7 protein-coding genes are annotated in these 5899 nt (G+C 69.8%); 1 reads left to right on the top strand and 6 read right to left on the bottom strand.

Features of this window, described 5'->3' with window-relative positions; translation table 11 throughout:
- The 5 genes from CCN39_RS31430 to CCN39_RS31450 all read right to left on the bottom strand — a co-directional run.
- Positions 1-685, bottom strand: a 685-nt coding sequence (locus tag CCN39_RS31430) for an acyl-CoA dehydrogenase family protein (RefSeq protein WP_491844432.1), incomplete at its 3' end; no start/stop codon positions are given.
- A gap of 57 nt (positions 686-742) precedes the next feature.
- Positions 743-1753, bottom strand: coding sequence for an inner membrane protein YhjD (gene yhjD, locus CCN39_RS31435; protein WP_086848156.1), 1011 nt, complete (start codon positions 1751-1753; stop codon positions 743-745).
- A 201-nt stretch (positions 1754-1954) separates the two neighbouring features.
- Positions 1955-2455, bottom strand: a complete 501-nt coding sequence (locus CCN39_RS31440; protein WP_086848158.1) for an AAA family ATPase — start codon at positions 2453-2455, stop codon at positions 1955-1957.
- Positions 2452-3483, bottom strand: coding sequence for a tryptophan--tRNA ligase (gene trpS, locus CCN39_RS31445; RefSeq protein ID WP_086848160.1), 1032 nt, complete (start codon positions 3481-3483; stop codon positions 2452-2454). Before trpS ends, CCN39_RS31440 begins: the two co-directional genes overlap by 4 nt.
- 46 nt (positions 3484-3529) lie before the next feature.
- Positions 3530-3892, bottom strand: a complete 363-nt coding sequence (locus CCN39_RS31450) for a hypothetical protein (protein WP_208630465.1) — start codon at positions 3890-3892, stop codon at positions 3530-3532.
- A 469-nt stretch (positions 3893-4361) separates the two neighbouring features.
- Between CCN39_RS31450 and CCN39_RS31455 the strand changes: the two genes are divergently transcribed.
- Positions 4362-5030: a chitinase gene (locus tag CCN39_RS31455; protein ID WP_434781134.1), complete on the top strand. Its 669-nt coding sequence runs from the start codon at positions 4362-4364 to the stop codon at positions 5028-5030.
- On the opposite strand, the gene CCN39_RS31460 is transcribed toward CCN39_RS31455, so the two are convergent.
- On the bottom strand, positions 5027-5845 hold the full coding sequence (locus CCN39_RS31460) for an exodeoxyribonuclease III (RefSeq protein ID WP_086848164.1): 819 nt from the start codon (positions 5843-5845) through the stop codon (positions 5027-5029). The genes CCN39_RS31455 and CCN39_RS31460 overlap by 4 nt on opposite strands.
- Positions 5846-5899: the final 54 nt, after the last annotated feature.

Below are 5899 nucleotides of genomic sequence, written 5' to 3' on the forward strand. Positions count from 1 at the left end.
CGCCGCGCTGGGCAACGCGCGCGGCGGCCGCGACCGAAAGGGCGAAGAAGCCGAAGAGCGGGAACCGGTGCAGGGCCACGGCTTCCGGCGGCGGGCCGGCCAGCACCGAGAAGACGCGGTGGTCCGGGACGAACAGGGCGTCGGCGACGCAGTCGTGGCTCCCGGTGCCGCGCAGGCCGTTGGTGTGCCAGGTGTCGAGCACTTCGAGGCCGGCCTTCGGCAGCGCGGCGACGTAGAGCGCTTTCTCGTGGACGAACCCGGCGAAGAGCCACTCGGCGTGCGGGATGCCGCTGCAGAACGCCCACCGGCCGGTCACGAGGTAACCGCCGTCGACCTTCGTGCCGGTCCCCCGCGGCGCCCAGACCCCGGCGGCGACCGTGCGCGGGTTCCCGAAGACCTCCTCGGCGCACTTCCGCGGGGCGTAGGCCGAGAGCAGGCTGGAGGTCACGGCGATCGAGACGCACCAGCCGGCGGAGGCGTCCCCGCGCGCGACGATCTCGGCGGTTTCGAGGCTGACGGCGGGCGGCGCTTCGGGCCCGCCGAGGTAGCCGGGGACGCCGGTGCGGAACAGCTGGGCGTCGGTCAGCTTCGCGACCAGCTCGGGCGGCAGGGCCCGCTGCCGCTCGGTGACGGGTGCGAGGGTCTTGGCGAGGTCGGCACACTCGCGGGCGGCGTCCAGCAGCACGAAACCCTCCGGTTCATTTTTCTTACCGGTTCAGTTTCTTTACCGACTGGGTGGATGTCAAGGCTTCCGGCGCCCACCCAGCCAGGCGAGCAAGGCGCCGGCGCTGAAGGCCCCCGCGACGGCGCCGAGGCCGGGGCCGCGCTGAACGGTGACGTTCTGCTCGAGCCGCACCGGCGGCGGAGGCGCGATGACTTGGCGTTCGTTTTCCTTGGCGGTCGCGGTCCACGCGGTGATGAGCAGGAGGAAGCGCGAGACGAGGTTCGCGAAGACGAGAAGCCCGATGACGGGCCCGAACAGCGCGGCCGACGGCGACTTGGTGACGCTGGCCAGGTAGATCGACCCGACTTGCTGCAGGATGACGAACCCGACGGCGGCGACCACGGCCCCCTTGACGGCGCTGCGCAGCGCAACCCGTTCCCGTGGCAGGCGGGCGATCACCCAGACGAAGACGAGGGTGTTGGCGGCGAGCCCGAGCACGATGGTGGCGCCGCGGAGCAGCACGATCGCCCAGGTGGCGTGTTCGAGCCCGACGAGTTCGAGCAGGAACTGCCCCACCCCACCCCCGACGGCGGTCAGCGCGAAGGAGACGACGAGGGCCACGCCGAGCCCGATCAGCGCAACGAGGTCCTTGAGCGTCTGCTTGACGATCGGCTGCGGTTGTTTTTCCTGGCCCCACTGCGCGGTGAGGGCGTCCCGCAGGTTCGACATCCAGCCGATGCCGGAGTAGAGCGCGATGAGGAGGCCGAAGACCCCGATCCCGCCGCCCGAGTCGAGCGCGCCCTTGACGATGCCGTTGACGAGGTCCTTGAGGCCTTCGGGAACGGAGCTGTTGATGCCGTCGGTGATCTTGTGGATGATCGTCTGGTCGTGGTTGACGACGAGCCCGACCACGGCGAAGGCCACCATGAAGAGGGGGAAGACGGAGAGCACGCTGAAGTAGGTGATGGCGGCGGCGTAGTGGTTGCCGTACCGCTCGGTGAAGGCGTCGTTGGCCCGGATGAGGTGATCGAGCCACGGGTACTTCCGCCGCAGCCGCGGCAGGAGCTTTTCCTTCTCTTCGTTCGCCACCGTGAAACGCTAACCACGCTTGGTGAACCCCGCAACGCGAGCGGCCACTGCGGGGGAGGTGGCTGCGTCCGGGTGTTGTCCACAACGTCGGCGGGTACCGCGCCATGGCCGTTCCGCTGTCTCGCCGACACCACACTCCGCGTGGCGTCGCCGAGTACATGCGACTCTGCCGGGAACGCGAGCCCCTTCACGCGCGACGGTTCAAGCGAGTGAAGCCAGCAGCTCGGGATAGGCGTCGGCCGCGGTGAGCACCGGGACCTGGCGGCTTGCGGCGAACGCAGCGACCGCTTCGTAGGCCTGATCCAGCTCGAGTTCGGTCAGCGGCACCACAGCCTCGATCTCCGATGAACCGCGGGCGGCGAAGCGGCGTCGGACCACCTCGCGCCCCGGCAGCAGCACCACCTCGTGGAAGCTCGCCCCGCATTCGCTCGCCACCGCCTCGAGGCGTTCGGGGAACCCCGGCCGGGCCACCAGCTGCGGCACCACCACGTCATGCCCCGCGGCGAGGTGGGTGCGCGCCGCCGCCAGCGCGATTTCCCGTGCCAGCACGCCGGCTTCGGCCGGTGATGACCGCCAGCCGCCGAGCATGGCGCGGATGCGATCCACGTCCAGGGCCAGGGCCGGCGGGTGGTTGTCGGCGTAGCGCCGGGCGAGCGTCGACTTGCCGCCGGCCGGCGGGCCGTTGAGCAGGATCAGCTTCACCGCACCGGCGGCAGGAACCCGATTCGCTGGTACGTCTTGGCCAGGGTTTTCGACGCCACCTCGCGGGCGCGTTCGGCACCCACGGCGAGGACCTTGTCCAGCTCCGCGACGTCGTCCAAATAGGACTTCGCGCGTTCCTGGATCGGGGTCACCCACTCGACGAACACCTCGCCGAGGTCCTTCTTCAGGTCGCCGTAGCCCTTGCCCTCGTACGCCGCTTCGAGGTCCGGGATCGTGCGGTCGGTCAGGGCCGAGTAGATCGTCAGCAGGTTCGAGACGCCCGCCTTGTTCTCCGCGTCGAACTTGACCTCGCGGCCCGTGTCCGTCACCGCCGAGCGGATCTTCTTCGCCGAGCGCTTCGGGTCCTCGAGCAGCTCGATGATCCCGTTGACGTTCGACGCCGACTTGCTCATCTTGGCCGTCGGTTCCTGCAGGTCGTAGATCTTGGCCGTGTCCTTGATGATGTACGGCTCCGGCACCACGAACGTCTTGCCCAGCCGGTTGTTGAAGCGCTGCGCGAGGTCGCGCGTCAGCTCCAGGTGCTGGCGCTGGTCCTCGCCGACCGGGACGGCGTCCGCGCGGTACAGCAGGATGTCCGCCGCCTGCAGGACCGGGTACGTGAACAGGCCGACGCTGGAACGGTCGGAACCCTGCTTCGCCGACTTGTCCTTGAACTGCGTCATCCGGCCGGCCTCGCCGAAGCCCGTCTGGCATTCGAGGACCCAGCTCAGCTGCGCGTGCTCCGGGACATGGCTCTGCACGAACAGGGCGCTGCGCTGCGGGTCGATGCCGATGGCGAGCAGCTGCGCGGCCGAGACGCGGGTGCGCTGCCGCAGCACCTTCGGGTCCTGCTCGACCGTGATCGCGTGCAGGTCGACCACGCTGTAGAACGTCTCGTGCGTGTCCTGCAGCTTCACCCACTGGCGCAGCGCGCCGAGGTAGTTGCCGAGGTGGAACGAGTCGGCGGTCGGCTGGATCCCGGACAGGACCCGCGGGCGGCGCTCTGCGACGGTCTGCTCTTCGGACACGTCAGGATTCTTCCAGGCCGGGACGAGCGGCGGGCGCCGAGGGCCCTCAGGCGTTCGGGCGCGGCGTGAGGAACGGCCGCGTCGGCGTGACGTCGGGGTCGGCGAGCACGGCTTCGGCCATTGCGGTGACCGGGCCCGGGACGTCCGGCACGACCGGGGCGGCCTCGGCGAGCGCCGCGGCGGCCCGGGTCTTGCGGCGCTGGCGCAGCACACCGAGCGTCATGCCGACGATGCCGAGCGCGACCGCGACCAGCCCGACGGGGCCGAGCACGCCGAAGGCCTCCACGTTGCTGTCGGCCTGCGCTGTCGTCGTGACGGCGGCGAACGCGCTGCCGCCGGCCAGGAGCAGGCCGGCCGGGACGAGCGCGACCACCACGGCCGCGCGGGAACCGCGCAGGGTGGACCGCAACAGGGTTCGACCTGGGTTGCGCACCGGAGTGCCTCCCGCGAGTAACGCTCACCCATCCGAGTGAGTCGTTGCGTGCTACTGGTCAGAAAACTACCGAGCGTGTCAAGACCTGCCGGTTCTGATCAACTCGAAAGCGAGGGTAGCGTTCATTCCGTAATACGCTTCGGGCGCCCCCAAGGTTCACTCTCGCCACCCGACTGGGTGAAGTCGCTACTACTCGAAGTAGAGCGTGACCGGAGCGTGTCCGATCGGGCGTCACCCGATCTCCGCAGTTCTCGCTCACGCTGCGACATTCGCCCCAGCGCGGACTGCTCCGATCGCGTCGTCCTGTTCGGAAAAGTTTCACCGGATAGTGATTGGTCTATACCTCTGGGAGTAGTTTTCGAGCCCGGCCGGACCGCGCCCGACCGGCGTGACCAGAGGAGTCCCCATGGCGATCCCCCGCTTCCTGAAGCGCGCCGGAGTGGCGATGAGCGCGCTCGCCACGGCCGTCGCACTGGCCCCGGCCGCGGCCGCTGCGTCCTTTGTGGTCAGTGAGGCGCAGTTCGGGCAGATGTTCCCGGGCCGCAACAGCTTCTACACCTACAGCGGCCTCACCGCGGCGCTGTCGGCCTATCCCGGCTTCGCGAACACCGGCGACGACACCGTGAAGAAGCAGGAAGCCGCCGCGTTCCTCGCGAACGTCAGCCACGAGACCGGCGGGCTGGTGTACGTCGTGGAGCAGAACACCGCGAACTACCCGCACTACTGCGACACGAGCCAGCCGTACGGCTGCCCGGCGGGCACCGCCGCGTACTACGGCCGTGGCCCGATCCAGCTGAGCTGGAACTTCAACTACAAGGCGGCCGGCGACGCGCTCGGTATCGACCTGCTCGGCAACCCGTACCTGGTCGAGCGGGACGCGGCCGTCGCGTGGCAGACCGGGCTCTGGTACTGGAACACCCAGAGCGGTCCCGGCACGATGACGCCGCACGACGCGATGGTCAACGGCCGTGGCTTCGGGGAGACCATCCGCAGCATCAACGGTTCGATCGAGTGCAACGGCGGCAACCCGGCCCAGGTGCAGAGCCGGATCGACCTGTACACGCGGTTCGCCGGGATCCTCGGCGTCCCGACCGGCGGCAACCTCTCCTGTTAGCGGGGGAAGTCGATGTCGTAGGTCGCGGTGACGGGCGCGTGGTCGGACCAGCGCTGGTCGTAGGCGGCCGCTCGCTCGACCACGACGTCGACGACCTTCTCGGCGAGACCGGGCGTCGCGAGCTGGCAGTCGATGCGCCAGCCGGAGTCGTTGTCGAAGGCCTGGCCGCGGTAGGACCACCAGGTGTACGGGCCGGGGCCTTCGGGGTCGAGGCGGCGCTGGACGTCGGTGAAGCCGGCCTCGGTGTAGACGCGGCCGAGCCAGGCGCGTTCTTCGGGCAGGAAGCCGGAGTTCTTGCGGTTGCCGCGCCAGTTCTTGAGGTCGACGGTGTCGTAGGCGATGTTCCAGTCCCCCACGACCACGGCTTCCCGCCCCGCGGCGGCGGCCTTCGCCCGCAGTTCGACGAGGTAGGGCAGGAACGCGGCCATGAAGCGTTCCTTTTCGTCCTGGCGTTCGGTACCGACGTCCCCGCTGGGCAGGTAGAGGCTCGCGACGACGACGTTCGGCAGGTGCACCTCGAGGTACCGCCCGCTGGCCTCGAACTCGGGCTCGCCGAAGCCGACGCGCACCTCTTCGGGCTCGACGCGGCTGTAGATGGCAACGCCGTTGCGCCCCTTGGCGGCCGAGGGCGCGTGCACGGAGAACCACCCATCGGGTTCGACGACACCGGCGGGCAGCTGACTGGCTTCGGCCCGCACCTCCTGGCAGGCGACAACGTCGGCCTTCGTGGCGGCGAGCCACTCGACGAAGCCCTTCTTGGCGGCGGCGCGGAGGCCGTTGACGTTCACGGTGGAGACGGTCAGCACGGACCGCACGCTACCGGCCGTGGCGGCTGGGCCGGGGTGTCGGGGCCGGTAGCGTGCGGTCCG

It is taken from the genome of Amycolatopsis kentuckyensis, assembly GCF_002155975.1.
Taxonomy (GTDB): domain Bacteria; phylum Actinomycetota; class Actinomycetes; order Mycobacteriales; family Pseudonocardiaceae; genus Amycolatopsis; species Amycolatopsis kentuckyensis.

What these genes read in the sequence shown, in the direction of transcription:
- CCN39_RS31455 (WP_434781134.1), top strand. Translation starts at nt 4,362, where the DNA reads ATGAGCGCGCTCGCCACGGCCGTCGCACTGGCCCCGGCCGCGGCCGCT.